Source organism: Cupriavidus consociatus (genome assembly GCF_017814975.1).
In the GTDB taxonomy this organism is placed as follows: domain Bacteria; phylum Pseudomonadota; class Gammaproteobacteria; order Burkholderiales; family Burkholderiaceae; genus Cupriavidus; species Cupriavidus consociatus.
Window position 1 is genome coordinate 16,965 of the sequence record NZ_JAGIQA010000033.1, and the last position, 25,697, is coordinate 42,661.

The window sequence follows — 25,697 nt, forward strand, 5'->3', positions numbered from 1 at the left end:
ATCCCCAAAAGCACAAGAACGTCTGGCGCCGGCCCGGTGCCCCCGACAGAGCCATACAGAGCCACACAGAGCCACACAGAGCCACACAGAGCCACAGAGACAACCATGACCGACAACCTTCGCGAAGCCGCGCTCGACTACCACCGCTACCCCACGCCGGGCAAAATCTCGGTGACCCCCACCAAGGCCATGGCCACCCAGCGCGACCTGGCGCTGGCCTATTCTCCCGGCGTGGCCGACGCCTGCATGGAAATTGTGCGCGACCCGGCCGAGGCGATGAACCTTACCTCGCGCGCGAACCTGGTTGCCGTGATCACCAACGGCACCGCCGTGCTGGGCCTGGGCAATATCGGGCCCCTCGCCGGCAAGCCGGTGATGGAGGGCAAGGGCTGCCTGTTCAAGAAGTTCGCGGGCATCGACGTGTTCGATATCGAACTGGCGGAGAACGACCCAGATGCGCTGATCGAGACCATCGCGCGCATGGAACCCACCTTCGGCGGCATCAACCTGGAAGACATCAAGGCGCCCGAGTGCTTCTATATCGAGCAGAAGCTGCGCGAGCGCATGAAGATCCCGGTCTTCCATGATGACCAGCACGGCACCGCCATTGTCGCTGCCGCGGCCATCCTCAACGCGCTCAAGCACGTCGGCAAGGATATCAGCGAGGTCAAGCTGGTTGCCTCCGGCGCGGGCGCCGCCGCCCTCGCCTGCCTGGACCTGATCGTCAGCCTGGGCCTGCCGATGAGCAAAGTGTTCGTGTCCGACAGCAACGGCGTAGTCTATCTCGGCCGCAAGGAGCAGATGGACCCGAACAAGGCGCGCTACGCGCAGGACACCTCGGCGCGCACGTTGGCGGACATCATCGGCGATGCCGATATCTTCCTCGGGCTGTCGGCGGGCGGCGTGCTCAAACCCGAGATGGTCAAGACCATGGCCCGCGATCCCATCATCCTGGCCATGGCTAACCCCACGCCCGAGATCGCGCCGGAGGATGCGCTGGCGGTGCGGCCCGATGCCATCCTCGGTACCGGCCGTTCCGACTACCCGAACCAGGTCAACAACGTGCTTTGCTTCCCGTTCATCTTCCGCGGGGCGTTGGACGTCGGTGCCACGACCATCAACGAAGAGATGAAGCTCGCCGCCGTGCGCGCGATCGCCGAGCTCGCGCATGCGGAAATTCCCGAGCTGGTCGCGCAGGCGTACGGCGCAGTGGGCCTGCGCTTCGGCGCCGAGTACCTCATCCCCAAGCCATTCGACCCCCGCCTGATCGAGGCGGTGGCGCCGGCCGTGGCCAAGGCGGCAATGGACAGCGGTGTGGCAACGCGCCCGATCGCGGACATGGACGCGTATCGGCAGCGGCTTTGCCAGTTTGTCTACCAGTCGCGCAGCGCCATGCAGCCAGTGTTCGCCGCCGCCAAGCGCGCACCGAAGCGCGTGCTCTATGCCGAAGGCGAGAATGAGCGCGTGCTCCGCGCGGCACAGATTGTCATCGACGAGGGCATCGCGCGCCCGTTGCTGGTGGGCCGACCGGACGTGATCGTGGCGCGCATCGCGCAGTTCGGCCTGCGCCTGCAGCCCGGCGTGGATTGCGAATGCGTCGACCCGCAGGACCCCGAGATCTACCGCGATGCCGCCGAGGCGTACCACCAGTTGAGCAAGCGTAACGGCGTGTCGCGCGCGCTGGCGCAGACGGAGCTGCGCAGCCGCGGCACGCTGCTGGGCGCGATGCTGGTGCGGCAAGGCAGCGCCGATGCCATGCTGTGCGGCGCCGTGGGCCGCTTCCAGGATCACCTCACCTATGTGCGCGACACCATCGGCATGAAGCCGGGCAGCCCGACGCTGGCTGCCATGCAGATGTTGATGCTGCCCGGACGCCAGCTGTTCATTTGCGACACGCACGTGAACCTCGACCCGACGGCACAGCAAATCGCCGACATCACCCTGCTGGCCGCCGATGCAGTCCGGCGCTTCGGCATCACGCCCAGCGTGGCGCTGCTCTCGCACTCCAACTTTGGCGGCTCCGGCGATCCCGCCGCGCTCAAGATGCGTGAGGCGCTGGCACTGGTGAAGGCACGCGAGCCGTCGCTGGCGGTAGAGGGCGAGATGCGGGGCGACGCTGCGCTGTCCAAACAGATCCTGGATCACGAGTTCCCCGAGTCCGGCCTGGAAAAAGAGGCGAACGTGCTGGTGATGCCCAACGTGGATGCCGCCAACATCTCCTACAACCTGTTGCGCATCGCCGCGGGCGGCGGCATCACGGTGGGCGGCATCCTGCTTGGCGCCGCGCGCCCCGTGCATATCCTGACGTCGTCCTCCACCGTTCGCCGCATCGTCAACATGACGGCAGTGGCGACGGTCGATGCCAACGCGCAGCGCGCCCAGGGATGGGCACTCGATTGAACGCCTGCGGGGACCTAGCCCAACAGGCTGGGCAGATGGGATTCACGCCTGCCGCCTGCGGCCCGCCGGTGCGCTCGGGCTGACCGCGGACCAGCGGGCGCATGCGGCAGGCATCTAGGGGCTAACGGCAACCACGAATCAAGAATGGAGACAATCATGGACAAAGACAATCACCCGAAGCCGTTCTACAGAACCCTCTACTTTCAGGTCATCACCGCCATTGTCATCGGCGTCATCCTCGGCCATTTCTATCCGCAGGCCGGCGCGGCGATGAAGCCGCTGGGTGATGGCTTCATCAAGCTGATCAAGATGATCATTGCGCCGATCATCTTCTGCACGGTCGTGGTGGGCATCGCCGGCATGGAGGACATGAAGAAGGTCGGCAAAACCGGCGGGCTGGCGCTGCTGTACTTCGAGATCGTAAGCAGCATTGCGCTGGTGGTCGGCCTGTTGATCATCAATATCGTCAAGCCTGGCGCCGGCATGAACGTCGATGTATCCACCCTCGATACGAAGGCCATCGCCGCCTACACCGAGCCCGGCAAGATGCAGGGCACCGTCGATTTCCTGCTGCACGTGATCCCGAACACGGTGGTGGATGCCTTCGCCAAGGGCGAGATCCTCCAGGTGCTGCTGTTCGCGGTGATGTTCGGCTTCGCGCTGCACAGGTTCGGCGGCCGCGGCACGCTGGTGTTCGACTTCATCGAGAAGTTTTCCCACGTGCTCTTCACCATCGTCGGCTACATCATGAAGGTCGCGCCGATCGGCGCCTTTGGCGCCATGGCTTTCACCATCGGCAAGTACGGCGTGGGCTCGCTGCTGCAGCTTGGCCAGCTGATGGCGACCTTCTACGCTACCTGCCTGCTGTTCATCTTCGTCGTGCTTGGCGGGATCGCGCGGATGCATGGCTTCTCTGTCTGGAAGTTCATCAAGTACATCAAGGAAGAACTGCTGATCGTGCTGGGCACGTCTTCCTCCGAATCCGTGCTGCCGCGGATGATGGCCAAGCTGGAAAACCTGGGTGCCCGCAAGTCAGTGGTCGGACTGGTGGTCCCGACCGGCTACTCCTTCAACCTGGATGGCACCTCCATCTACCTGACCATGGCGGCGGTGTTCATCGCCCAGGCGACCAACACCGACATGAGCCTGACGCAGCAACTCACCCTGCTCGCCGTGCTGCTGCTGACCTCAAAGGGCGCCGCCGGCGTAACCGGGAGTGGCTTCATTGTGCTTGCGGCCACGCTTTCGGCGGTGGGGCATGTTCCGGTGGCAGGGCTCGCCCTGATCCTCGGCATCGACCGCTTCATGTCGGAGGCGCGCGCGCTGACCAACCTGATCGGCAACGGCGTGGCCACGGTGGTGGTGGCGAAATGGACCGGTGACCTCGATGTCGAGCAAATGCGCCGCAGGCTGGATAACGAGTCAGACGCCGCGGCGGACGAGCCGGAGGTGGTGCTCGACCAGGTCGCGGCCCACATGCCGATTGCCAGCACCACCTTGCCCCGGTGAGCGGAAGCGCGATGAAGCAACCTACCTATCGTCCGGATGCCTCCCTGAAGGTACCGCACCGCATCGTCATCGTCGGCGGCGGCGCGGGCGGGCTTGAGTTGGCTACCCGGCTGGGCGACACGCTCGGCCGGCGCCGACAAGCCGAAATCACCCTGATCGAGAAAAACCGCACCCATGTGTGGAAACCCAAGCTGCACGAGATCGCCGCCGGCAGCATGGATATGAGCGCACATGAGGTGGGTTACCTGGCGCAATCGCACTGGCACCACTTCCGCTACCGCGTCGGCGAAATGGTGGGCCTTGATCGCGAACGCCGCGAGGTGCTGGTGGCCCCCTATGTGGACCACGAAGGCCAGCAGATCACGCCGCAGCGCAGCTTTGCCTACGACACGCTGGTCATCGCCGTCGGCAGCCAGAGCAATGACTTTGGCACGCCGGGGGTGTATGAGCACGCCATGCGGCTGGAATGCCCGGCAGACGCCCTGCGCTTTCACTCGCGCATGGTCAACGCCTGCATCCGTGCGCATGCGCAGGCCACGCCCCTGCTGCCTCAGCAACTGCATGTCGCTATCATCGGCGCCGGCGCCACGGGAGTGGAACTGGCTGCGGAGCTGCATCGCACCACCCGCGAGGTGGTGGCCTTCGGCCTGGACCGCGTCGACGCCGACAAGGACATCCGGGTCACGCTGATCGAGGCCGCGCCACGCGTGCTGCCGGCCTTGCCGGAGCGGCTGTCGAAGGCGACGGAAGATCTGCTGCGCAAACTCGGCGTGGACGTGCTGACCGATGCAAAGGTCGCGCAGGTATTGCCCAACGGCGTGCGCCTGGGCGATGGCCGTGCGCTGCCGGCAGAACTGGTGGTGTGGGCGGCCGGTGTCAAGGCCCCCGACTTCCTCAAGGAGATCGCCGGCCTGGAGACCAACCGCGTCAACCAGCTGGTCGTCCAGCCGACCCTGCAGACCAGCCGCGACCCGAACATTTTCGCGATCGGCGACTGCGCGGCATGCAGCTGGCCCGGAGCCAGCCAGGGCAAGGGCGGGCTGGTGCCGCCGCGCGCGCAGGCGGCACACCAGCAGGCTTCGCACATGGTGAAGCAGATACGTCGGCGCATGGCGGGAAAGCCGCTCGCCGCCTACAAGTACCGCGACTTCGGCTCGCTGGTGTCGCTGGGCGAGTTCAGCACCGTGGGGAACATGATGGGCGGACTGATCGGCGGCAGCCTGATGATCGAGGGCATGTTCGCGCGGCTGATGTATCTCTCGCTCTACAAGATGCATGAACTGGCGTTGCATGGCTTCACGAAAGTCGCGCTCGACACGCTGGCGCGCTCGATCGTCCGGCGTACGGAACCGCACGTGAAGCTGCATTGACCGCTGCGCCCTCGCCAACCTTTGCACCCACACGCTCGACTCCATGACCACTACTCCTACGCCCGACCCCAGCCGCTGGATCACCGAGCTGTTCAGCGCACAACAGGCCATGCTGCGCACGTTCGGCGTCGAACCGGCCCCCGCCCCGCAGGATGCCGCGCTGGCGCCGGTATCGCTGCTGTCTGCGGCACGCACCCTTTGCGCGTGGCGGAACCAGGCACTCAGGCAGATGGCGGCGTTCTGGCCGCCGGCGGGTGCTTCCGATGCCGCTGATCATGCCGATCGCGCCAGCACACAGGACCGCCGCTTTGCCGCACAGGCATGGCGCGACGACCCGCGTTGCGAACTGGTGGTGCGCCACTACCAGAGCTACGCGGCGCGGCTGCGCGATGCCATTGATGAAGCGCCCGCCGATGCGCAAACCAAGGCGCAGTGGCAGTTCGCACTGCGCCAGGTGCTGGACGCGCTCAGCCCCGCCAACTGCCTGGCCACGAATCCGGAAGCGCTGCAGCTCGCGGTGGATTCCGGTGGCGCAAGCCTGGTGGAAGGCATGCGGCTGTTCCTGCAGGACCTGGCCAAGGGCCGTGTCTCGATGGCCGACGACCAGGCCTTCGAGGTCGGCCGCAACGTTGGCATCACGCCGGGCGGCGTGGTGTTCGAAAACGCGCTGATGCAGCTTATCCAATACTCGCCCGTCACGGAGAAGGTTCACAAGCGGCCGCTGCTGATCGTGCCACCCTGTATCAACAAGTTCTACATCCTCGACCTGCAGCCGGAGAACTCGTTCGTCGCCCATGCCGTGGCGCAGGGGCACACGGTCTTCCTGGTGTCGTGGCGCAATGTCTCCGACGCGCAGGGCCACCTGACGTGGGACGACTATCTCGAACAGGGCGTTCTGCGCGCGATCGACGCGGCGCGGGAGATCAGTCGGGCAGATCGCGTCAACACGCTCGGCTTTTGCGTCGGCGGCACGTTGCTGGCCTGCGCGCTGGCGGTAGCTGCGGCGCGCGGCGAAGACCACGTGGCAAGCGTCACGCTCCTCACGACGATGCTGGATTTCCACGACACCGGTGAGATCGGCCTGCTCGTCAACGAGGCCATGGTCGCCGTGCGCGAGGCGACCATCGGCCGCGGCGGCCTGCTGCGCGGGCGCGAGCTGGCCCACGTGTTCGCGGCATTGCGCGCCAACGACCTGATCTGGCCCTATGCCGTCAACAGCTACCTCAAGGGAACGGCGCCCCCGGCCTTCGACCTGCTGTCATGGAACTGCGACGACACCAACCTGCCCGGCCCGATGTATTGCTGGTACTTGCGCAACGCCTATCTCGAGAACCGCCTGCGCGTGCCCGGCGGCACCGTGCAGTGTGGAGAGGCGGTGGATTTCTCCCGCGTCAGTGTGCCCGCCTTCCTCTACGCTTCGCACGACGACCACATCGTGCCCTGGGGCAGCGCCTTTGCCACCACCCGCCTGCTCGGTGGGCCGACGACCTTCGTGCTGGGCGCCAGCGGTCACATCGCCGGCGTGGTCAATCCGCCTGCCAGACGCAAACGCCACTACTGGATCGGCCAAAACAACAGCAGTGCGCAACGCTGGCTGGACGGCGCCGAATGCGTCGAAGGCAGCTGGTGGCCTGCCTGGTCGGAATGGCTCGCGCAGCATGCCGGACCGGAAACCGCTGCGCGGCGCTCGCTGGGCAGCGCCGCCTACGCGGTGATCGAGCCGGCGCCCGGCCGCTATGTCAAAGAAACAGCCAGCTAGTGGCTGTACGTCAGTCCCTCAATTTTTTCACGCAGGAGAATCGTATGGAAGATGTCGTTATCGTTGCCGCTGCCCGAACTGCCGTCGGCAAGTTTGGCGGATCGCTGGCCAAGGTCGCGGCGCCCGAGCTGGGCGCTACCGTGATCAGGGCGCTGCTCGAGCGCAGCGGACTGCAACCCGAGCTGGTCGACGAAGTACTGCTTGGCCAGGTGCTGACCGCGAGCAACGGGCAGAACCCCGCCCGTCAGGCCGGCATCAAGGCGGGGCTGCCCGTCGGCGTGCCCGCCATGACCGTCGGCAAGGTGTGCGGGTCCGGCCTGAAGGCGGTCCACCTGGGCGCCCAGGCCATCCAATGCGGCGACGCGGACATCGTCATCGCCGGCGGCCAGGAGAACATGAGTGCCGCGCCGCACGTGCTAGTGGGGTCACGCGACGGCCAGCGTATGGGCGACTGGAAACTGACCGACACCATGATCGTCGATGGCCTGTGGGACGCCTTCAACCAGTACCACATGGGCACCACAGCCGAGAACGTGGCGAAGGCATACAACATCTCGCGCGCCCGGCAGGACGAGTTCGCGGCCGCCTCGCAGCAAAAGGCAGAGATCGCGCAGAAGACCGGCAAGTTCAAGGACGAGATCGTCCCGGTCTCGATCGTCTCGAAGAAAGGCACGGTGATCTTCGACAGCGACGAGTTCATCAAGCACGGGACAACGGCCGAAGCCTTGTCTGGGCTGAGGCCGGCCTTCGACAAGGCGGGCACCGTCACGGCCGGCAACGCCTCGGGGCTGAACGACGGCGCGGCAGCTGTCCTGCTGATGTCGGCTGCCAGGGCGCGCGAGCTGGGGCTGGCGCCGATGGCCCGCATCGCCGCCCACGCGTCGGCCGGGCTCGACCCCAGCATCATGGGCATGGGCCCGGTGCCGGCCTCCCGGCGTTGCCTGCAGAAGGCAGGCTGGAGTGTCAACGACCTGGACCTGATGGAGATCAACGAGGCGTTTGCGGCACAGGCCTGCGCGGTCAATCAGGAGATGGATTGGGACACACGCAAGATCAACGTCAACGGCGGCGCCATTGCCATCGGCCATCCGATCGGCGCGTCCGGCTGCCGCATCCTGGTCACCCTGATCCACGAAATGATCCGCCGCGACGCCAGACGCGGGCTGGCCTCGCTCTGCATCGGCGGCGGCATGGGCGTGGCGCTGGCGATCGAGCGCTGATCCGCATCAGTACGGCCTTCATTCCATCGATTCCATTGGAGAACACAGCAATGAACCAGCAACGCGTAGTCTTGATCACCGGGGGCATGGGCGGCCTGGGAGAAACCATTTCCACCAAGATGGCCGAGGCTGGCTACAGGGTGGCGGTGACCTATTCGCCGGGCAACAAGAACCACGGCGAGTGGGTGCAGCAAATGAAGGCGCGCGGGCATGACATCCTGGCCGTGCCCTGCGACGTGGCCGATATCGACTCGTGCGTGCAAGCCGTGGCCGCGGTGGCGGAGCAGGCCGGCCCCATCGACATCCTCATCAACAATGCCGGCATCACGCGCGACATGACCTTCAAGAAGATGGACAAGGTGAACTGGGACGCCGTGCTGCGCACCAACCTGGACAGCCTGTTCAACATGAGCAAGCAGGTTGCCGATGGGATGGTCGAGCGCGGCTGGGGCCGCATCGTCAACGTGTCGTCGGTCAACGGCTCGAAGGGCGCCTTCGGCCAGACCAACTACTCGGCGGCGAAGGCCGGGGTCCACGGCTTCACCAAGGCGCTGGCGTTGGAGGTGGCAAGGAAAGGCGTCACCGTCAACACCATCTCGCCGGGCTATATCGGCACCAAGATGGTCACCGCCATTCCCGATGAGATCCTGAACACGAAGATCCTGCCGCAGATCCCGGTGGGCCGCCTGGGCAAGCCGGAAGAAGTGGCAGGCCTGATCATCTACCTGGCCTCGGACGAGGCGGCCTTCGTGACCGGCGCCAATATCGCCATCAACGGCGGACAGCACATGCAGTGAGCCAGCGGAGCGGCGATGGCAGCTATTCGACAAGACGCGATGAGACGCGACGAGACTGGCAGGAGACGAAGATGAACAAGATGGTGATCGACCACGAGGCGCTGATCCGGCAGTTTGAGCAGGCTTCGGCGCAACAGGGCGAGTCCCTGCGCCAGGCGGTACAGGAGGCGACCCTCAAGGCATTGCAGGGTCGTGACCTGACGGTACACAGCATTCAGGACGTCCTGAAAAGCATCACCCAGGCCGCTTCGGCCGGGGCGGCCAGGAGCGGCCTGGCGGGACCCGACCTTGAATCCATCCTGGCCGGGACGGTCCAGGGCCTGGACGACGCCCTGGTGCAGGCGGTGGAAGCGAATCGCCGCGCGCTGCAGCAGATCGTCGACCAGGGCGCGCAACTGCGCGAGGCACACGTGAAGAAGGCATTGTCCGACATCGAGAAGATGGAAGACCTGCTGTTTTCCACCCTGGGCAAGACGATCGGCGAAGCGGCGCAAACGGTCCAGGGGCCATGGTCATCCGTGCTGGAGGGCATGAAGCTCAAGGGCAGCGCGACCGGCGCCAGTGCCGCCGCGGTCATCGAGCAACTGACCAGCCAGGCCCGCGCCATGGCGCGCGAGGGCCGTGCGCTCGGGCAAAGCACCACCGAGGCCTGGCTGCAGCACTACACCACCCTGGTCACCGGCGTGCTGATCGGTATGTCGAATGGCCTGAACGGGGATGCGGCTCCGCGCAAACCCTGACGGTGGTGTCGTCGTGCCATACGCGGCAAACGGACGCTGCGCTGTCGCGCAGCGTCCCATCTATCTCGACGGAGGAGACCCGGACACATGGATCCCATCCTGCTGGCACGCATGCAGTTCGCGGCCAACATCACCTTTCACATCCTGTTCCCGACCATTAGCATTGGTATGGGCTGGCTGCTGCTGTTCTTCCGCTGGCGCTATCTTGCCAGCGCCAAGCCAGTGGTCCGCCAGGCGTGGCTGAACGCCTATCGCTTCTGGACCAAGGTGTTTGCCCTGACGTTTGCGCTTGGCGTCGTCAGCGGCATCACCATGAGTTTCCAGTTTGGCACCAACTGGCCGGGGTTCATGGAAACGGTGGGCAATATCGCCGGCCCCCTGCTCGCGTATGAGGTGCTGACGGCGTTCTTCCTCGAAGCCGGCTTCCTCGGCGTGATGCTGTTCGGGCACGGCAAGGTGAGCGAGCGCGTCCACCTGATGTCGACCTTCTTCGTCGCGTTCGGCACCACGCTAAGCGCCTTCTGGATCCTGGCCCTGAACTCCTGGATGCAGACCCCGCAGGGCTACGAGATCGTCAATGGGGAGTTCCACGTCAAGAGCTGGGCCGAAGTCATCTTCAATCCCTCCTTCCCTTACCGCCTTGCCCACATGCTGCTGGCATCCGCACTGACCTGCGCCTTCCTGCTCGCCGGCCTGAGTGCCTGGCAATTGCTCAAGGGCACCGGGCAGCTGTCCGCCCCCAGGGTGCTGCGCGTCGGGCTGACGCTCGCCGCCGCCGCCATTCCGCTGCAGATTGCTGTCGGAGACATGCATGGCCTGAACACCCTCCGGCACCAGCCGCAGAAGATCGCGGCAATGGAGGGCGTCTGGGACACTGAGCGCGGTGCGCCCTTGCTGCTCTTCGCAATACCCGACGAGACGCTGCGGACCAACCATGCTTCGGTCGGGGTCCCGAAGCTCGCCAGCCTGATCCTGACGCATCGCCTCGACGGCGAGATTCGCGGCTTGAACACCTTCCGCGACGCCCATCCGCCCGTGCTGCCGATGTTCTTCGCGTTCCGTGTGATGGTCGGCGTGGGCGTGCTGATGCTGGCGGCGAGCTGGCTCGGCTGGTGGCTGTACCGCCGCGCTGGCTGGCAGCCCCAACACCTGCCGCGCGCACTGCTGTGGGGGCTTGCAGGCATGACATTCTCCGGCTGGATTGCCACGGTCGCCGGCTGGTATGTCACGGAAGTCGGACGCCAGCCCTTCATCGTCCATGGACTGGTGCGCACTGCCGACGTGGCATCGAGCGTGCCGGCCCCGCATATCGCCCTGACGCTGTCGCTGTTCGTCAGCGTCTACCTCGCGCTGATCGTCGCCTATGTCAGCGTGCTGAAGTACCTGGCGGAAAAGCCGGAGGAAACGCCTGCCAGCGACCCTGCCCAGCAGCCCTCCATACCGTCTGGTGCGATACCGCCGCGGATCTTGCCGACCGGGAGCACATCATGAGCTGGATGCGTTTCGACGATGCCCTGCCCGTCATCTTCATGGCGCTGATGGGCCTGGCCATGCTGGCCTATGTGATCAGCGACGGCTATGACCTCGGCGTCGGCATGCTGATGCACCGGGCCACGCCCGCCGAAAAGGATGTGATGGTGGCCTCGATCGGCCCGTTCTGGGACGCTAACGAAACCTGGCTGGTGCTGGGCGTCGGGATCCTGCTAGTGGCTTTCCCCAAGGCGCACGGATTGATCTTGACGGAGCTCTACCTGCCAGTCACGCTAATGCTGGTCGGTCTGATCCTGCGCGGCGTAGCCTTCGATTTCCGGGTCAAGGTGAAGAGCGCGCGCAAGCCGACATGGGACAGATTATTTTTCGCGGGTTCTACCATGGCCTCCGTTGCACAGGGCTGGATGCTGGGCCGCTACATCAGTGGTTTTGGCAACGGTTGGAACTACCCTCTGTTCGCGGCCGCGATCGCAGCCGCGCTGCCGATGGCCTATGTGCTGCTTGGCGCGTGCTGGCTCATCATGAAGACCGAAGGCGAGTTGCAGCAGCGCGCCGTGCAGTGGGCGAAGACCGCATGGGCGCCGATGGCATGCGGGCTTGCCCTGATCTCCGTGGCGACGCCATGGATCAGCGCCGTCGTCCGGGAACGCTGGTTCGTACTGCCCCAGATCATTGCCTTGCTTGCCATCCCGATGGCGACCGGCATCATGCTGATGGCAGTGCGCCTGCTCCTGAACACCCGGTTGGTGCGTGGGCCGGTCGCCTGGCTCCCCTTCGTGTTGCTGATCGCCGTCTTTGTGCTCAGCTTCCTCGGCCTGGCCTACAGCATCTTCCCCTTCGTCGTGATCCACCGCCTGACGATCTGGCAAGCCGCCAGCAGTCCGGAGGCCCTGCGAGTCATCCTGGCTGGCGTTTGTATCTCGGTACCGGCCATCGCGGGCTACACCGTGTTCTCCTACCGCGTGTTCCGTGGCAAGACGCGCGCACTCCGCTACGCTTAGGCACCCATGATGCTGCACCGCCACACAACGCATGATAGTGGCCCGGGTTATTACCCGGGGGCCGGCTGGCTGGAATCCGGCAGTACACTGCAACATCCTGACTTGCGTCAGAACGAACAGGCATTCATCGACCCCAACTTCGGGAATGCACTATCCGGCGAGTCCAATAACCGCGGAGAAAGGGCACGCGACATGCATCGTGACCGTATGCGCATAGGCATCTGGGGCGGCATGGCATTGGCGGCGATCGCGCTGTCCGTGTGGCTCGCCTATGCCATGGCGTTGCGCGCCGGCCTCGAGCAGTTGCGCGTCGCCGGCCAACATCGGCTAGATGTCGTCGCCGCGCGACTGGACGGCGAACTGTCCCGCTTCGATTACCTGCCCTCGCTACTTGAGTCCACCACGGATGTCTTCGAATTGCTTTCCCGGCCCGACGACGCGTCGCTCAAGCAGCACGTCAGCCGCTACCTGCAAGGCATCACCGCGACCGCAGGTGCCGACAACCTGTACGTCACACAGCGCTCCGGCATGACCCTTGCCGCCGCAGACTGGAACCAGCCGGGTACGCCGGTAGGCGCGGATCTGTCGTTCCGCCCGTATATGCGGGATGCGCTGGAACACGGGCAGGGTCGCTTCTACGGCGTGGGGTTTACTTCCGGACGCCCCGGCTACTACCTCGCCTTTGCCCTGCGGCAGGACGGCGTGCAGCGCGGCGTCGCCACCGTCAAGGTCAACCTTGACGCAGTGGAACGGAACTGGGTCCAGATCCCGGGCAAAGTACTTGTGGTGGACGCCCGCGACGTCGTGATCCTGGCCTCGCTGCCGCAGTGGAGATTGCGTCCGCTGGCGCCGTTGACGGCAGCCATGCTGGCCGAGGCCGCACGCGCGCGCACCTATGGCAAGTCGGACCTGATGCCGCTGGACTGGCAGGTCCGCTCCCGGTTGGACCAGCATACCACCCGCGTACGCCTGGACAGCGTGGAGTACCTTGCGTCCGAACGCACAGTCAACCACGGCCTGTGGCGAATCGTGCTGCTGGACGACGAACTGCCGGCGCGCACCCTCGCCCGCAACGCCGCCATCGGCGCGCTGCTGGCCGGCATGGTGTTTTTTTTGCTGATCCTGGTGGTAGCACAGCGCCGGCGAGCCGCCCAGCAGCAAATGGCGGCGCAGCGCGCGCTGCGTGAGGCGCACGACAGCCTGGAGGGCAAGGTGCTTGAACGGACCGCCGAGTTGCGGGCGCTGCAGAACGACCTCGTCCACGCCGGCAAACTGGCTGCACTGGGACAAATGTCCGCCGGGATCGTGCATGAGCTGAACCAACCCCTGGCGGCGATGCGCACGCTGTCTGACAACGCCGCAGTGCTACTGGACCAAGGGCGACTCGGCGATGCCGCAGGCAACCTGCGCCGCATCGCCAACCTGATCGGGCGCGTGGCCCGACTCACCCAGCAGCTCAAGGCCTTTGCCCACAAGACCCAGGCGCCCCTGCGGCCGGTCGCGGTGCGCCAGGTGATCCAGGACGCGTTGTTTGTGGTGACCGCCCGCTTGCGCGAGCTCGATATCAACGTCGACGTCGCGGCAACGAACGACGATTTTTGCGTCCTGGCCGACGAGCCCCGGCTGGAACAGGTCCTGGTCAACCTGCTGGGCAACGCCGCCGATGCATTGTCGGGTGCCGCCGTGCGAAAACTGGAAATCGGCCTGGCCCAATGCGAAGGCCAATGCGTACTAACCATCCGCGACTCGGGACCAGGCATTCATCCGGACGTGCTGCCGCGGCTGTTCGAGCCGTTCGTGACGACCAAGCCCGCCGGCAAGGGTCTCGGACTCGGCCTGATGATCTCGGCGCATATCGTGCGCGAGTTCGGTGGCCGCCTGTATGCCAAAAACCTGGCGCCTGGGGGCGCCGAATTCGTCGTCGAACTACCGCTTGCGCCGCCGACCCAAGGGGAACATCAATGAGCGACACCCATCCCATCCGCGTAATTTTCGTCGAGGACGAAGAGGATGTGCTGATCGGCAGTTCGCAGGCGCTCGAACTCGCTGGCTTCACTGTCGACGGGTTCGCCTCCGTAGAGCAGGCGCGCGCCAGCGTCAGCCTGGGTGTGCCTGCCGTAGTGGTATGCGACGTCAGGCTGCCGGGCATGACCGGCGTGTCCTGGCTGAGCGAGCTTCAGGGCGTTGACGCCGACCTGCCCGTCATCCTGATGACCGGCCATGGCGACATCTCCATGGCCGTGCGGGCCATGCGCCAGGGAGCCTACGACTTTATCGAGAAGCCGTGCTCATCCGACCATCTGGTGTCCGTGGTCAGGCGGGCTGCCGACCGGCGCAAGCTGAGCCTGGAGGTGCGGGGCCTGCGCGAGCAACTGGAGGGCTGGCGCGGCATCCAGGCGTGCCTGATCGGCCGTTCCGCCCAGATGGAGCGCGTGCGTCGGGCGGTCCGCGCGCTCGCCGATGCGCCTGCCGACGTGGTGATCTACGGCGAGACCGGGACGGGCAAGGATCTCGTCGCGCGCTGCCTGCACGACCACAGCGCACGGCGCGCCGCCAATTTTGTGCCGTCGAACTGCGGCGGCCTGCCCGAGTCGCTGGCCGAAAGCGAACTGTTCGGGCACGAGGTGGGATCGTTTACCGGCGCCACACGCCGACGCTGCGGCAAGTTTGAGCACGCCCAAGGCGGGACGCTGTTCCTCGATGAAATCGAGAGCATGCCACTATCGGTACAGGTCAAATTCCTGCGCGCGCTGCAGGAGCGCTCTATCGAGCGCGTGGGATCGAACGAGCCCATCCAGGTCGATTGCCGCGTGATCGCCGCCAGCAAAGAAGATCTGAAGCTCCTCAGCGAGCAAAAGAAATTTCGCGCCGACCTGTACTATCGCATCGGCGTCGCCTTCATCGACCTGCCACCATTGCGTGAGCGCCGTGAAGATATCCCGCTGCTGTTCGAGCATCTTATCTTGCAGGCGGCGACGCGCTTTGGCCGTCCGGCGCCCGTGCTCGAGAGTGCCCAGTTCGACCTGCTGCTATCCCATTCATGGCCCGGCAACGTGCGCGAACTGCGCAACGTGGCAGACCGCTTCGTGCTCGGGCTGCTGTCCGACGACTTCGACCTGCACCACAGCCACGGCGAACGGTGCCATAGCCTTCCCGACCAACTCGAACAGTTCGAACGTGTCGTTGTCATGGAAGAAATGAAGCGCCACAACTTCGACGTCGCCGCTACCGCGAAAGCGCTTTCCATCCCCAAGCAGACGTTGTACTCCAAGCTCCGCCGGCTCCATATCGGCTATGACAAGGAGCAGTCGGAAGAGTGATCGCCGTGCATGAGCCACCGGCTGATGCCGCCGATCCAAACTGCGAATGCGCGTGATCGCGGGCTCGTCGGCCCGATGCATACACGCGTTCGCGCTCATCCCGCAGGCCCGGCGCAGGCCCGCTGTTCAGACCCGTCGTTTCAGGTCATTTCCACAGGGTATTTCTCATGCTTTACCAACTCCACGAACTCAAGAGCGCGATGCTGCTGCCCCTTACTGCCCTGGCTCAGGCATCGTCGCGGACCTTTACCAATCCGCTCAGCCCGCTCTCACTGACGCCCGGTGCCAACAGGCTGGCTGCCGGCTACGAGTTGCTGTACCGCCTCGGCAAGGACTACAAGAAGCCGGCTTTCGACATCAGGTCGGTGCAATGCCACGGGCGGGAAGTTCCTGTCGTGGAACAGGTCATTGTCGAGAAGCCCTTCTGCCGATTGCTGCGCTTCAAGCGCTACGCCGATGATGCAACTGCCATCCAGCGGCTCAAGAACGACCCGGTGGTGCTGGTCTGCGCACCGTTGTCCGGCCACCATGCCACGCTGCTGCGCGACACCGTCCGGACACTGCTGCAGCACCACAAGGTCTACGTGACAGACTGGGTCGATGCCCGCATGGTGCCGGTAGAAGACGGCACCTTCCACCTCGCGGACTATGTCCATTACATCCAGGAATTCATCCGCCACATCGGCGCGGACAACCTGCATGTCATTTCCGTCTGCCAGCCTGCCGTACCCGTGCTGGCGGCAATTGCATTGCAGGCATCGGCCGGCGAGACCACACCGCGGACGATGACGATGATGGGTGGACCGATCGACGCGCGCCGCAGCCCCACCGCGGTGAACGCGCTGGCGACCGACAAGTCATTCGAATGGTTTGAACACAACGTCATCCATACCGTGCCGGCCAACTATCCAGGGCATGGCCGCAAGGTTTATCCGGGGTTCCTGCAGCACGCCGGCTTCGTGGCAACGAACCCCGACCGGCACCTGTCGGCGCACTACAACTATTACCGCAATCTTGTAGATGGAGATCTGGACGACGCGGCGGCACACGAGCGCTTCTACGATGAGTACAACGCCGTGCTCGACATGGCCGCAGAGTATTACCTTGATACGATTCGTGACGTGTTCCAGGAGTTCCGGCTGGCCAGGGGTAGCTGGGAGATAGCAGGCAAAAAAGTGCGGCCGCAGGACATCAGAGAGGCCGCGCTGCTGACCATCGAAGGCGAACTGGACGACATCACCGGGGCAGGCCAGACCGCTGCGGCACACGACCTGTGTTCGGGCATTCCCGGCACGCGCAAGCAGCATATCACCGCCGCCGGGTGCGGCCACTATGGCATCTTCTCCGGCCGCCGCTGGCGCGAGGAGATCTACCCGCAGCTACGCGCCTTTATCGCCAGCCATGGGTGAAAGCCTGGATCAGGATCCGGGAATGCCGCGTTGCCACTATGGTGATAAGGCACTCCTTCTAGCACTACTGCAGTTCAAATAAGCATTGTCGTCCTGGCGAAGGCGGCAACCGAGTGACTTATCCCGAAGGGACGTGAAAGACGCTGAATTCCCGCCTTCGCTGGAATGACGGACGCTGTTCAAATCATATTTGAACGGCATTATCCATATAGCACTGCCTGTTGTCGGGCACAAAGCAGAAGGACGGAGGCGAGGCTCCGTCCTTCTGTCACGGTTGTTCACCAGGCTATTCCGCCCGTTCCGGCATGGCGCGAATCAACTCCTCGAGCTGCGCGCTCATGGGCAAGCCGAGCCGCTCGCCAGTGGGCAGCTTCATCACGAACCACTGCCTATACAGGCGTTCCAACTCGCGCGACGCCGCCAGCTCACGCAATGTCCTCTCCACCACAGCTGCGAACTGCGGATCACCTTTGCGATACATGATCCCGTACGGATCGTAGGAGAGAAAATCGGAGGTCACCCTGAACTTGCCGCGCTCCGGACTGCCGCTGAGCAGGCCATGCAGCAGTACGTCGTCTCCCGCATAGGCATCCGCGCCACCCTGCTGCAAGACCCGGAATGCGTCGGCATGCTCGCGCGCCCGGATGATCTTCAGTTGCAGGTCGAAGCGCTCGGACAGCCGTTCCAGCGCCGCCACGTTCGTGGTGCCGCCAGTGGCCACGACGTGTTTCCCTTTCAGGTCGCGCAATGTATTGATCGGCGAGTTCCTCGGCACCATCAGCTTGGTCCCGGCAACAAAGATCACGGGGGAGAATGCCACACGTTGCATGCGCTCTGCATTACGCGTCGTCGAGCCGCATTCCAGGTCGACCTTGCCCGACGTGACGGCGTCAAAGCGGGTCTCGGAGGTCACCGGCAGCCATTGGATACTCACCTCGCGGCCCACCTCGGCGGCCGCGGCCTCCACGATGGCACGGCAGATATCGATGGAGTATCCGATGGGGTTGCCGGACCTGCCGAGATAGGAGAACGGCAAGGACGATTCCCGGTAGCCGATCGTCAGGCTGCCGCCTTCCTTTGCCTTCTTCAGCGCGCCGGAGAGTTCCCCCGGCTGCTGTGCGGACGCCTGGGCGGCGGAGAGCATCGCGCACAACGCCATCAGGGCGCAGTTCACGGCATAGCGACGCAGGCTATGCAGGGGGGATGGATTCAAGAGCATTGGCCCTCCTCATTGATCATTCGCGCAATGACAGCATAGTCCCTGCGGGCGCCCGGTCATACCCGGGCGGTGCCTGAATTTCCGAGTTGGACGCCGGCTTGCGGCGCGCGGCTCGGGCCATCGTGCTCCAGGTCGGATTCCGGTGCGAGCTGCCCTTCCCATTTCGCCACGACCGCAGCGGCGATCGAATTGCCTACGGCATTGGTCGCCGAGCGTCCCATGTCGAGGAACTGGTCCACGCCCATGATCAGCAGCAGCCCCGCTTCAGGAATGCCAAACTGGTTCAGCGTCGCGGCAATCACCACCAGCGAGGCGCGCGGAACGCCTGCCATGCCCTTGGAGGTCAGCATCAGCAGCAGCAACATGGTGATCTGGGTGCTGACCGGCAGATGGATGTCATAAGCTTGCGCAATGAACAGCACGGCAAACGTGCAGTACATCATGGTGCCATCGAGGTTGAACGAATAGCCCATCGGCAGCACGAAGCTGGAAATCTTCCTGCCGACGCCGAACCGGTCCAGGGCGTCGAGCATCTTGGGATAGGCGGCCTCCGAACTCGCCGTGGAGAACGAAAGCAGGAAGGGCTCGCGGATCAGCCGGATCAGCGTGAATACCCGCTTGCCAAGGAAGAACATCCCGGCCAGCACCAGCAGCCCCCACAGCACTGCGAGGCCAAGGTAGAAGCTGCCCATGAACTTGGCGAAGGTCAGCAGGATGCCCAGCCCCTGCGTGGTGACGGTGGAGGCGATGGCCGCAAACACCGCGAGGGGCGCCATCCACATCACCGCGCCGGTGATCTTGAGCATCGTCTGCGCCAGGTCATCGATCACGCCAGCCAGCCGCCTCCCGGTTTCACCGAGGGTCGAAAGCGCAGTGCCAAAGAAGATCGAGAACACGACGATCTGCAGGATTTCATTGGTTGCCATCGCCTCGGCCACGGATTTCGGCACCAAGTGCGTGATGAAATCCTTGAGCGTAAAGGCATTGGTCTTCAGATTGGTGGCGGCTCCCACCTCCGGCAGCGGCAGGCCGATATTGACGCCTGGCTGCAGCACCGACGCCAGGATCAGCCCGAGGGAGAGCGAGATGAACGAGGCCACGATGAACCAGCCGAGCGCCTTGACGCCGACACGTCCCACCGTGCTTGCATCGCCCATGTGAGCAATGCCTACCACCAGCGTGGAGAACACCAGCGGCGCAATGATCATCTTGATCAGCCGCAGGAAGACATCGGTAAAGATCGAGATATAGCCTGCGATCTGCTTCGCGGTCGCGGGATCCGGGAACGCGCGGTGGCAGCTGTAACCGACGATGACACCGAGGATCATCGCAATGATGATGTAGGTGGTGATTGGACGTTTTTTCTTCATGGCTCCTCCTTGGAGTCTCTCTCCAGCCTGCTATCCGAAGCAGTCATTTCGGAATTTCAGGCGATATCCCCCCGGGGCGCGATCCGAATGGCATCGCACCCTGTTACCGGCGGGCGTGACAGAAAAAATGCGGCTGGGGCAAGCGGGCTGGCGATGCCCTGCTGCCTTGCGCTTCAACGGAATTCGATCTGCTTGTCGATTTGCTTTTTGTTCGCGGCTACCGCATCAGTCCCTACTGGAAACTGCCTACGTCATCAAGTACCCAGCGGCGCGCCGGCACCGCGGTGTACGGCAGCGCGGAACTCTCCACATCGAACTCGATCATCCTGGCGCCCGGCACGAAGTGGCTGCACGACTGTCGCCAGGTGGCATCCGGCCATACCATTTCGACCGACCCGTCGCAGGGATGATAGACGGCGCTATACAAAGTGCCATGTCCGCGCCCGTAAGCGGTCTGGAACAGCGGCGGCCGCAACAGTGCGTGCAGCACTGCCCTGGAGTCATCCGCCTGCCGCACCGCCGCGGCCAGCGCCTCCTCCCGGACCTCCGCCAGCGTTGCCTTCGCATGCGCAGGCCATTCGACCCCGTGCTGCAGGTTGCTCACTGCCTGCTTGCGCACCACTTCCACCGGCCGGTCCGGCGTGACGAACACGGTTGCCCACTGTGCGCTGCGGTCAAGCAGGCTCACGGTATAGCTCATATGGACAGGGATGCGCGATAGCATTCCCACCGCGGCGTCGACGTCCTCCGCAAACTCCAGCACATAGCGCAGCACCAGCGGAATGCCGAATCCATGGCCAACTGTCTTGCGGCCTCCAAACGACAGCGATGCGGCAAGGCCGCTCTCGTTGATGCCGTCCAGCGCGCCCCACAGGCAATCGCCAACCGCCACCACCCGCCGGCCGTGCCATCGTGACGCAAGCCAGACGCCCTCCAGCAAGGCCGGAGCGAAGTCGTAGTTGCGCAGCAGCGCCGGCGTCGCGCCCGCTACGTGGTTGCCTGGCAGTGGCAGCCACACCGCCTGGGAACAACCGGCGATATAAGGCGGCGGCCCCCACATCGACAGGAAGCGCGCCTCCAGGTCGCCGCCGCCGGCGAGATCGACCAACCGCTCCCAGGTCGGCACCAGTTCCGGCATATGATCGCGCAGGGCCCGGCGACACATCAGGAAGCCGGGCCGCGCGCGCTCGCCATCGCGCAGATACCATTGCCGGTATCCGGGCCAGAACTGCCGGAAGATGTTCTGCCATCGCTGCCCGGGCAAGTCCTCGCTGATTGCTTCGAAAGTACAACGCATGTCGTCTTGCCCTCGCGTGACTGGACTTACAGGATCTTGAATGCACCGGGCTGCGGCGCCAGTTCCGCTTGGGCGGACACCAGCGGCTTGGCCCCATAGTATTGCTTGATGCCGCGGATCCAGTGGTGGGCGCGCTCGTTGAGCCTGAACTCATCATTCATCGAGCGACCTCGCGTAATCAGGATGCCGAGATCGGCACCTTCATAACGATAGTCGCCCGGCCCGGTGATACGCAGGAAGAACGCTTCCCTTTCCGTCTCGATCTCGCGCCGATTGGAATCGAAACGATGGTAGGACACCGATCCGTCGGCAGCCATGCGATAGATGCCCGAGGGCGGCGCGTGGGTCACCACATCGACGTTGTCCTCGGTGTACTTGATCACGAGCTGCGACCAGCCGTCGATAAATGACTTCTCGGCCCAGCGCTCATTGAGTTCGCGCACGTTCAGGTCGAACGGCACGCCCGAGAATTCAAGCAGGTGGAACAGGAACAGCGGTGCGTCCGCATAGGCAAAGGCAGCATGATTGGTCATCGGGCTGGCGCCGCAGATACGGGGATTGAGCTCGCCGAGATAGACTTCCCCGGTATCCACATCGATCAGGAAATCCAGGTCGAAGTAGCCGCGATATCCTTCCTCCAGCAACTGGTTGCCGAAGCGGAAAGCCATGTCGCGCGCCTTCATCCTGACCTCTTCCGAGAACGCGCCGGGGAAGATCTCATTGCCGCACCACCCGCCCTTGTACGGCGTCAGCTCGCGCGCGCCCACGATCTCGGTCAGCAGCGGACCTACCAGGGTGCCGGACTGGGTCGCACAGGCTTCCAGCGTGGCGCCGCGGCAGTTGATGCGCTTCATGATCTTCACTTCCGGGTCATTGACGATGTCATCCTTATGCTGGTTGAAATCGTCTTCGCTGGAAATAAAGAACGTGGTATGGCCGGAATCCCCGAACGCGCTTTGCACCACAAGATCCCTGCCAAGCCCGTGGCGCTCAGCGATCTGCATCAGGTGCTGGTAGCTGTCGACCTTCTCCAGTGCATTGGGCACGGAATGGACTCCAGCCTTGTTGCCGATACGGACGGTCTCCATCTTGTTGTCGCAGCGGCTGCGCAGCGCCGCAGGCGGGAACCAGACGTCGAGCCCCAGTTCGTCGGCAAGCTCCTCGGTCCTCTCGTCAAACATCAGGAAGGTGGCGGCGGGATGTCCTCCTCGCTGCTCGATCATGTCGACCACATCCTTATGCTGGAGCAGGTAATTGTTGATGTCTTCGATCGATGTGAACTCTTCGTGGGGACGTTCCGGCGGCACAAACACATTGGGATGGCGCCCATCGAAGCAATCGATGTAGTTCACATACTTGAAGCGGTTCACCCACTGATCGATGCCCAGGAGATTGAAGTTGGTGGCGCTGATAAAGTAGATCGGCTTTTCGTTCCGATGGAACAACACGCGGAGATCTGAGACGTTACGGACTTTCTGCATCGCGGCTTTCTCCTGAGGAATTTCTTGCCGTCGTGGCGCGGGTATCCCGCGGCCCCTGGCGGTCCAGGTCCGGCATAGTTTTCTTGTTGACACGGGCTCTGCGGCGGGAAGCCGGCCGTCATGGCCAGCTTCATGCCCGACTATTTTTTTTGCACAGGGCGTTCCGCAGCGCGTTCCGTCGTTCGTTCCGCCGCGCGTTCCATATGCCCTGCCGCGACCTCATCGACGATTGCCGTCGATATCTCCACCACTGTCGACACCGACGCCTTGGCCGCCGCCGCGACGGCCGCCGCGGCCTCACCGGCGGCCTGCAGCGCCAGTTGCTGGAGCGCGCCTTCACTGAACACACGGAAGCCGAGTTCGGGGCGGTAGCCATGAATTTCGCGCACGTCCAGGGCCTGCATGAATTCCAGGATCTCCGAGCTGATCACCTGGCCCGGCACCAGGATCGGGAAGCCGGGCGGATACGGAATCACGAACAGCGCCGACACCACCTCACGTCCCCTGGCAATGGCTTTCGCCACCTCGGCCATGGTGAGGTATTCGCAGTTCTCCTCGTCATAGGACATGAAGAAGGCCTTGCGGATATCACCATCCGGTGTTTCGATTTGCCCGCTGTTGCAGACGCTACGAAAGGCAAAGTGAAAGTGAGAAAAGTCAGGCAGCGGCGGCAATTCCCGCGTCAGCGATGCCACCCGCTTCTCGTGCAGGCGGCGCTCGATCACGCTCATGTCGGCGGTTCGTTCGTCTAGCTCCCTGGCGATCTTGATCAGCACTTCGATCAGGTAAGCAACGGAGGAGCGCGTGGTACCGATATTGGTCATGAACAGGACCGTGTTGCGGGACGTCTTGTTGATCTGGATCCCGTACTTGTCCATCAGGTACTTGTTCTTGAACGTGTCGCCGTCAATGCCGGAGCAGCCGATCGACAAGGTCAACCGGGTCGGATCCAGCGCGAACTCGTCGACGCGCCACGCGGCCTCCATATTCGCCCAACCGGACTCGGGGCTGTAATACGCGTCGATCCCCGAGGGACGATAGTCAGTCGGTACCACGCGTGACACATTGAGGAAATGGAAGTACTTCTTCAGCAGCGGATGGGTGTGGATCCATTCACGCAAGGTCATGGCCAGCTCCATCTGCCGCTGCACCAGTTCATACCCTTCCAGTTCCACTTGCCGCCGTCCGACATCGAGCGATGCCAGGATCTGGTAGTTCGGCGACGTGGAGGTGTGCGTCATGTAGGCTTCGTGGAACGCCTCTTCCGCCTTGTCCTTGAAGTCCTGGTCCCACACGTGGATCATCGAGCCCTGCCGCAGCGAGGTCAGGGTCTTGTGCGTGGACTGGGTCGCATAGACGCGCACCCGTGCCCGGTCCGGGTTCGGCATCAGGCGCGTGGCGACGAGTTTCTCCTCGTCATCCCAGTCAGCGCCGCGGAACGATGTGGCGAAGGCCTCGTATCGCCGCCGATAGTCGTCACTGTCGAGTTCGCGGCGCAAGCGCGATGCAGCATCCATGCCGGTGCGCTGGCGATAGGTCGGGTGAAAGCGGGCGAAGGCAAACCATGCCTCGTCCCACAGGAAGATCAGGTCTGGCTTGATGGCCAGGCACTCCTCCATCACGCGCTTCACGTCATAGACGACGCCATCGAACGTGCAGTTGGTCAACAGCACCATCTTGACCTTGTCCAGCGTGCCGGCCTGCCTGAAGCGCAGCAGGGTGCGCTTCATCTGGGCGATCGGCACGGCGCCGTACATCGAGAAGTCGTTCAGCGGATAAGAGTCAAGATAGGCCACTTTTGCGCCCGCCAGCACCATGCCGTAGTGATGCGACTTGTGGCAGTTGCGGTCCACCATGACGATATCGCCGGGCTTTACCAACGCCTGCACCACGATCTTGTTTGCGGTCGAGGTGCCGTTGGTGGCGAAGAAAGTGCGGCGAGCCCCGAATGCACGTGCTGCATACTCCTGCGCAACCTTGATGGGGCCGATGGGATCAAGCAGCGAATCCAGCCCTCCCGAGGTGGCCGACGTCTCCGCCATGAACAGGTTCAGGCCATAGAACTGCGCCATGTCCTGGATCCAGTGCGAATTCATGATCGACTTCCCGCGCGCCAGCGGCAGGGCATGGAATACGCCGGTTGGCTGCTTGGAGTATTCCTTCAGCGCCGTGAAGAACGGGGTCTTGTATCGCTCCGACACCCCCTTCATGATTGACATGTACAGCTCGGTGTGGTCTTCCTCCCGGAAGAAGATCCGGTTGAAGACTTCGCCGACGCGCGAGGCGATTTCCTCGGCCTTAACATCAGTCACCAGGTACAGGTCGAGCTCGGGTCGCAGTTCTGCGATCTTTTGTCCGAGCAATGGCCCTCGCTCGGACTCCGGCTGCTGTTCGATGCCTTCGTCCAGCCCGTCCAGGAACTTGCGCAACAGGTCCAGTTCATACTCCGACTTGAACGGGAACCCGTGCCGTATCACGCATGCCTGCAGGTTGAAGTTGAAAAGCGTGGCGATCAGGGCATCCTCGAAGCTCGGCACCACCACGACATCCCAGACGAAGGGGTCATCCACGCGCTGCTTGCGCTGGACGCGCCTGCGCAGGGCCTCTTCATCCTCGCGTGACATGTCGTCGACGATCAGCACCTCAAAATATGGGCGCGTGATCTGGGCCTGCATCTCTTCTTCCGTCTCGATCTCGGACGGCTCCTCGGATTCGGCCTCGAGCGACAGTTTCTTGTGGCGATAGGTATCGCTGGCAAGCATGCGATTGATGCGATGCACTGCAATATTGAGCCGGTGCAGGTCTCCACTGGCGAACCAGGCGGTCAGTTCCTCGAACAGACGGTAGCCCGGAAACGCCCAGAACCGCTCGATCGGCTCAAGCATTGACAGGGTTTCGGTGACACGAGCGTGGCGCTCGACGAACTCATTGCATTCGCGTCCGAGATTGACCAGCCGACCCAGATCGTCGGTCAGGTTCATCCAGCCATCCGCGCGCATCTCCCAGACACTGCGATAGCGGTTCAGGGAAACGTTTTGCCCGGTTTTCGCTTTTCTTGCGGTGCTGCGTGTCATGTTATTCCTCCGCCAGCGAGATATTCTCAATACCCGGATGCGCGCGTGCGAACCCGAATTTGAGTCTTAGCTGCTTAATCGATGGTTGTGATCTTGTTTTGCGCTTGTCGTGCATTTTCCATGGGCCATGATTAAAGGATCCCATAACAAAGCCGACGACAAGCGTCTCCCTGGGACAGCGCATGCGTTCCCATCCGATAATCGTCTCCAATGCGATCGCGCCAGTTCAGCCGGGGAGCA

Annotated in this window: 17 protein-coding genes; 12 read left to right on the plus strand and 5 right to left on the minus strand. The window is 63.7% G+C overall.

All coding sequences use genetic code 11. The annotated features are described in order from the left end of the window. The first annotated feature begins 105 nt into the window (after positions 1–105). From J8I82_RS31670 to J8I82_RS31725, 12 genes are all read left to right on the plus strand, one after another. Complete coding sequence (locus J8I82_RS31670) at positions 106–2,400, plus strand: NADP-dependent malic enzyme (protein ID WP_209763540.1); 2,295 nt, start codon at positions 106–108, stop codon at positions 2,398–2,400. A gap of 156 nt (positions 2,401–2,556) precedes the next feature. Beyond that, positions 2,557–3,909, plus strand: a complete 1,353-nt coding sequence (locus J8I82_RS31675) for a dicarboxylate/amino acid:cation symporter (RefSeq protein ID WP_209763542.1) — start codon at positions 2,557–2,559, stop codon at positions 3,907–3,909. A gap of 11 nt (positions 3,910–3,920) precedes the next feature. After that, on the plus strand, positions 3,921–5,279 hold the full coding sequence (locus tag J8I82_RS31680; protein ID WP_209763544.1) for an NAD(P)/FAD-dependent oxidoreductase: 1,359 nt from the start codon (positions 3,921–3,923) through the stop codon (positions 5,277–5,279). A 43-nt stretch (positions 5,280–5,322) separates the two neighbouring features. Further along, entirely contained in the window at positions 5,323–7,038 is a 1,716-nt protein-coding gene (locus J8I82_RS31685; RefSeq protein WP_245180343.1) for a PHA/PHB synthase family protein, read from the plus strand. 44 nt (positions 7,039–7,082) lie between these two features. Further along, positions 7,083–8,258: an acetyl-CoA C-acetyltransferase gene (locus J8I82_RS31690; RefSeq protein ID WP_209763546.1), complete on the plus strand. Its 1,176-nt coding sequence runs from the start codon at positions 7,083–7,085 to the stop codon at positions 8,256–8,258. A gap of 50 nt (positions 8,259–8,308) precedes the next feature. Next, positions 8,309–9,055, plus strand: a complete 747-nt coding sequence (gene phbB, locus J8I82_RS31695) for an acetoacetyl-CoA reductase (RefSeq protein WP_209763548.1) — start codon at positions 8,309–8,311, stop codon at positions 9,053–9,055. Positions 9,056–9,126: 71 nt separating this feature from the next. Further along, positions 9,127–9,795 (plus strand): DUF6781 family protein, encoded by a 669-nt coding sequence (locus tag J8I82_RS31700; RefSeq protein WP_209763550.1) that lies wholly within the window; start codon positions 9,127–9,129, stop codon positions 9,793–9,795. Positions 9,796–9,882: 87 nt separating this feature from the next. Then, complete coding sequence (locus tag J8I82_RS31705) at positions 9,883–11,286, plus strand: cytochrome ubiquinol oxidase subunit I (RefSeq protein ID WP_209763552.1); 1,404 nt, start codon at positions 9,883–9,885, stop codon at positions 11,284–11,286. Further along, a complete protein-coding gene (locus J8I82_RS31710; protein WP_431831598.1) occupies positions 11,283–12,287 on the plus strand; it encodes a cytochrome d ubiquinol oxidase subunit II in 1,005 nt (334 codons plus the stop codon). Before J8I82_RS31705 ends, J8I82_RS31710 begins: the two co-directional genes overlap by 4 nt. A 192-nt stretch (positions 12,288–12,479) precedes the next feature. Next, on the plus strand, positions 12,480–14,252 hold the full coding sequence (locus J8I82_RS31715; RefSeq protein ID WP_209763554.1) for an ATP-binding protein: 1,773 nt from the start codon (positions 12,480–12,482) through the stop codon (positions 14,250–14,252). After that, positions 14,249–15,607 carry a sigma-54-dependent transcriptional regulator gene (locus J8I82_RS31720; RefSeq protein ID WP_209763555.1) on the plus strand — a complete coding sequence of 453 codons (1,359 nt, stop codon included), beginning with the start codon at positions 14,249–14,251 and terminating at the stop codon, positions 15,605–15,607. Before J8I82_RS31715 ends, J8I82_RS31720 begins: the two co-directional genes overlap by 4 nt. 167 nt (positions 15,608–15,774) lie before the next feature. After that, positions 15,775–17,016: a polyhydroxyalkanoate depolymerase gene (locus J8I82_RS31725; protein ID WP_209763557.1), complete on the plus strand. Its 1,242-nt coding sequence runs from the start codon at positions 15,775–15,777 to the stop codon at positions 17,014–17,016. Between the two features lie 286 nt (positions 17,017–17,302). On the opposite strand, the gene J8I82_RS31730 is transcribed toward J8I82_RS31725, so the two are convergent. The 5 genes from J8I82_RS31730 to J8I82_RS31750 form a co-directional block, all read right to left on the minus strand. Continuing rightward, complete coding sequence (locus J8I82_RS31730; protein WP_431831599.1) at positions 17,303–18,235, minus strand: amino acid ABC transporter substrate-binding protein; 933 nt, start codon at positions 18,233–18,235, stop codon at positions 17,303–17,305. A 56-nt stretch (positions 18,236–18,291) separates the two neighbouring features. Next, positions 18,292–19,605: a dicarboxylate/amino acid:cation symporter gene (locus tag J8I82_RS31735; protein WP_209763559.1), complete on the minus strand. Its 1,314-nt coding sequence runs from the start codon at positions 19,603–19,605 to the stop codon at positions 18,292–18,294. A 232-nt stretch (positions 19,606–19,837) separates the two neighbouring features. Next, positions 19,838–20,902 carry a C45 family autoproteolytic acyltransferase/hydrolase gene (locus J8I82_RS31740; protein WP_209763560.1) on the minus strand — a complete coding sequence of 355 codons (1,065 nt, stop codon included), beginning with the start codon at positions 20,900–20,902 and terminating at the stop codon, positions 19,838–19,840. 26 nt (positions 20,903–20,928) lie between these two features. Then, on the minus strand, positions 20,929–22,383 hold the full coding sequence (locus tag J8I82_RS31745; RefSeq protein ID WP_209763561.1) for a biotin carboxylase: 1,455 nt from the start codon (positions 22,381–22,383) through the stop codon (positions 20,929–20,931). A gap of 140 nt (positions 22,384–22,523) precedes the next feature. Next, a complete protein-coding gene (locus J8I82_RS31750; RefSeq protein WP_209763562.1) occupies positions 22,524–25,457 on the minus strand; it encodes an aminotransferase class I/II-fold pyridoxal phosphate-dependent enzyme in 2,934 nt (977 codons plus the stop codon). Positions 25,458–25,697: the final 240 nt, after the last annotated feature.

Bases quoted from the DNA above. Each gene is read 5' to 3' on its own strand.
- J8I82_RS31670 (WP_209763540.1), top strand. From the start codon at position 106: ATGACCGACAACCTTCGCGAAGCCGCGCTCGACTACCACCGCTACCCC.
- J8I82_RS31675 (WP_209763542.1), top strand. From the start codon at position 2,557: ATGGACAAAGACAATCACCCGAAGCCGTTCTACAGAACCCTCTACTTT.
- J8I82_RS31680 (WP_209763544.1), top strand. From the start codon at position 3,921: ATGAAGCAACCTACCTATCGTCCGGATGCCTCCCTGAAGGTACCGCAC.
- J8I82_RS31685 (WP_245180343.1), top strand. From the start codon at position 5,323: ATGACCACTACTCCTACGCCCGACCCCAGCCGCTGGATCACCGAGCTG.
- J8I82_RS31690 (WP_209763546.1), top strand. From the start codon at position 7,083: ATGGAAGATGTCGTTATCGTTGCCGCTGCCCGAACTGCCGTCGGCAAG.
- phbB (WP_209763548.1), top strand. From the start codon at position 8,309: ATGAACCAGCAACGCGTAGTCTTGATCACCGGGGGCATGGGCGGCCTG.
- J8I82_RS31700 (WP_209763550.1), top strand. From the start codon at position 9,127: ATGAACAAGATGGTGATCGACCACGAGGCGCTGATCCGGCAGTTTGAG.
- J8I82_RS31705 (WP_209763552.1), top strand. From the start codon at position 9,883: ATGGATCCCATCCTGCTGGCACGCATGCAGTTCGCGGCCAACATCACC.
- J8I82_RS31710 (WP_431831598.1), top strand. From the start codon at position 11,283: ATGAGCTGGATGCGTTTCGACGATGCCCTGCCCGTCATCTTCATGGCG.
- J8I82_RS31715 (WP_209763554.1), top strand. From the start codon at position 12,480: ATGCATCGTGACCGTATGCGCATAGGCATCTGGGGCGGCATGGCATTG.
- J8I82_RS31720 (WP_209763555.1), top strand. From the start codon at position 14,249: ATGAGCGACACCCATCCCATCCGCGTAATTTTCGTCGAGGACGAAGAG.
- J8I82_RS31725 (WP_209763557.1), top strand. From the start codon at position 15,775: ATGCTTTACCAACTCCACGAACTCAAGAGCGCGATGCTGCTGCCCCTT.
- J8I82_RS31730 (WP_431831599.1), bottom strand. From the start codon at position 18,235: ATGCTCTTGAATCCATCCCCCCTGCATAGCCTGCGTCGCTATGCCGTG.
- J8I82_RS31735 (WP_209763559.1), bottom strand. From the start codon at position 19,605: ATGAAGAAAAAACGTCCAATCACCACCTACATCATCATTGCGATGATC.
- J8I82_RS31740 (WP_209763560.1), bottom strand. From the start codon at position 20,902: ATGCGTTGTACTTTCGAAGCAATCAGCGAGGACTTGCCCGGGCAGCGA.
- J8I82_RS31745 (WP_209763561.1), bottom strand. From the start codon at position 22,383: ATGCAGAAAGTCCGTAACGTCTCAGATCTCCGCGTGTTGTTCCATCGG.
- J8I82_RS31750 (WP_209763562.1), bottom strand. From the start codon at position 25,457: ATGACACGCAGCACCGCAAGAAAAGCGAAAACCGGGCAAAACGTTTCC.